Source organism: Bacteroides sp. RTP31139st1_H2_RTP31139_211217, assembly GCF_040227615.1.
GTDB lineage: Bacteria > Bacteroidota > Bacteroidia > Bacteroidales > Bacteroidaceae > Bacteroides > Bacteroides uniformis.
In genome coordinates this window covers 1-2,766 of sequence record NZ_JBCNZM010000294.1, presented here as the reverse complement: position 1 = coordinate 2,766, position 2,766 = coordinate 1, and the positions used below count along the sequence as shown (strand labels likewise).

The window sequence follows — 2,766 nt, the reverse complement described above, 5'->3', positions numbered from 1 at the left end:
CAACTCCGTCTTTGGTTACAACAACCGGATGCTTCTCATACAAGGAGCGTATAAACGACAGAAGGCAGACCGCACGGGCAGTGGCTTCGGAAACGGAACTGCCGGACACATCCGCTTCATCTATGGCACGGGCTTCCGGTGCTGTCAACAAATCGTTGATAGTCTTATCGAAAGTGGTTTACACCCCTTAAAAACTCCCTTGCTTGAACAAGCAGCTAAAACTCTCAAAAGAGCTATGTTTATCAGCCGTTTTTTACCACCTGACAGAAGTAACCGTACGGCAAGTCCATGATACGGGTAAATAAATCGGGAATTATCTATTCGCTTTTCTGTTTGGGCTTCCATACTAAACCTCCAGGAAATCGGGAGTTGGATTCAGCATTGAAGTAACCTTTTCCCCTTTCCGCTTCAACTGGAATACGGAAGCCGTCCGCGTGTTACATTCTCCTTCAAAATCCATAATTCCTTTTTTCTTCTTAACATAAAGATACAATGTTTTTCTGAGAGACATTCTACATCAATCAGCTTCCGTTAGTACCCTTTGATATTTTTTTGAAAATAACCAAGGATAGGTTTTCATTTTTTGATTTTAACTTATATATTTGTAAAAGCAAACCGACTAATCGGTTTAAACAAGAATGGAATTTATATTAGATACGTTAGATCATATAGTTAATGTCGTTAAATTCAACGACATTAAACAAAAGGCAGTCCAATTCGCTAGTATATCAACTTTAAGAAAGTGTAAACTCTAATTAAATATTAATCTTTAATTGAAAAACATTATGAAGAAAAAGATGTTCAAATTTATTTCATGCATAGCCATTTTATTTATGGTTTCATGCTCTGGGGATGATTTACTTTTCTCCTATGAAGATGATGTTACCACAAGGGGACTTTCGGGTAGAGCTTCATTGACTTATCCTATGAGTAGCTTTATTAATAATGTGTCGTTGAGTTTAACAGACCAAGGTTCTGTCAATTCCATTCTTGAGGAATTACAAAGTAATCCTTTAGGCAAAGGATACAGATGTGTTTTCAAGAAACTGACAACTAAAAAGGTATCAAAAATATCCCGAGGCGATACAGGCACAGCACCAGCTTCGTACAATGCAAAAACGAATGAGGTATTGTTGAAAACAGGCTCAACAATCGCAACGAATTCAATACAGGAGGAGTTTATACATGCCGCACAAGATAGAGTATATTTCAATGGAATTCTTCAATATGCAGGTAAAGAAGGAACTCCAAACATAGAATTTGAAGCAAAGATTATTCAAGAACTTATATATTGCGCTAATGGATATGGATTTGGTGGCTTAGGAGCAGGACCGACACATGCCGATGATTATACAAGATGGATTATGTTGTTATGTGAAGATGGTTTTCTTGATGAAAAATTTCCTTCTCTATCAGATGTGTTATCTACTAAATATGCTGGATATGGTTATTACAACTATATGGAGTTTTTTAAAGTTAAAGATCCTGGCTATAATAAAGGTATCATTTATAGTATGCAACCTTCGCTACTTGATTATATAAATAATAATTACGGTATTTAAAAAAGATATTATGAAGACATTAAGTTTTTTCATTTCAGTAATTGTCGCATTATTTGTTTTTACAAATAATATTTGTGCACAAAACGAAGTTAAAGTTTCCAATGGCAAATCTTATGTATATGATTATAAGAACCAGAAGATTTATCGTCAAACTTTGAATAGAAGTTTTCAGCAAGATAAAATACTGGACAATTTTGTAGCCAAACAAACGACACCAGTCAATAACTTATACATAGAAGTATTATCACCGGCAAGATTGGAAGAATTGAAATCTGAAAAGATAGCCACTACATTTATTTGTGATTCGTACGGAAAAGTAAAATCTGTAGAGTTCCTATTTTTCAAAGAACCTTTTTTGTCTGTTGATGAAATAGAAAGATTAGAAGAAGCTTTTTTGAATTACACATTTGATTTGAAAGTATATGGAGATAAGCAGGATTCAAATCTTTATAAATTTGCAATTGCTTGCTTTTTTAGTAAACTTTAAATAGGAAAGGGATAGAATATACTTCAAACTGTCCAAGAACTCTTATCGAACACATAGTATAGTATGTATAAACAGGATATGAGTTTTTGGACAGTTTTCTATATCTATAAAAATAATACCAAGACTATAAAAACATTATCCCACATCGCTTAGCTCATGGTCCAAATCAAACCTCAACACATAAAAAATACCATTATCCACATAACCAAAACACCTGTTCCGCTGAGTGATCCTGAATTTCTTAATGCCTTTCTTCCATTGCTCATCTGAAAAATAACGCTTGCTTTTCTTACTTTTATTATACGGTTTATAATCTAACCCTTTGTCCGTTGCAATGGCATTCCAATCCAATTCTTCAAATTTGCGGAATGAATCAATAAACTCGTTTTGGTTCTCATTGTCAATAAGGGAAAATCCATGAGTGTCATCAACAAGGCTGAAATCAAGTTTCCCGCCACTGAAACGAGTCGTGATATACTTCTCGAGAGGCAATTCTCCCCTTTCAAACAAGATGGCATACAACTGCTGCTCCTTCCATATATTCCCCACCGGAATAGCAACTCCGTCTTTGGTTACAACAACCGGATGCTTCTCATACAAGGAGCGTATAAACGACAGAAGGCAGACCGCACGGGCGGTAGCTTCGGCAACGGAACTACCGGATACATCTGCTTCATCTGCCAGATAATGTGCATTCAAATCCTGCTGGGGTGCATC

Annotated in this window: 3 protein-coding genes; 2 read left to right on the top strand and 1 reads right to left on the bottom strand. The window is 35.7% G+C overall.

Annotated elements, in window-relative coordinates; genetic code table 11:
- The first annotated feature begins 785 nt into the window (after positions 1-785).
- Both ABUA47_RS24140 and ABUA47_RS24135 read left to right on the top strand, forming a co-directional pair.
- Positions 786-1,562, top strand: coding sequence for a hypothetical protein (locus ABUA47_RS24140; RefSeq protein ID WP_138298677.1), 777 nt, complete (start codon positions 786-788; stop codon positions 1,560-1,562).
- Between the two features lie 10 nt (positions 1,563-1,572).
- On the top strand, positions 1,573-2,049 hold the full coding sequence (locus tag ABUA47_RS24135; RefSeq protein WP_054349505.1) for a hypothetical protein: 477 nt from the start codon (positions 1,573-1,575) through the stop codon (positions 2,047-2,049).
- A 135-nt stretch (positions 2,050-2,184) separates the two neighbouring features.
- Here ABUA47_RS24135 and ABUA47_RS24130 read toward each other — a convergent pair.
- A partial coding sequence (locus ABUA47_RS24130) for a hypothetical protein (RefSeq protein WP_349832215.1) occupies positions 2,185-2,766 on the bottom strand: 582 nt, incomplete at its 5' end.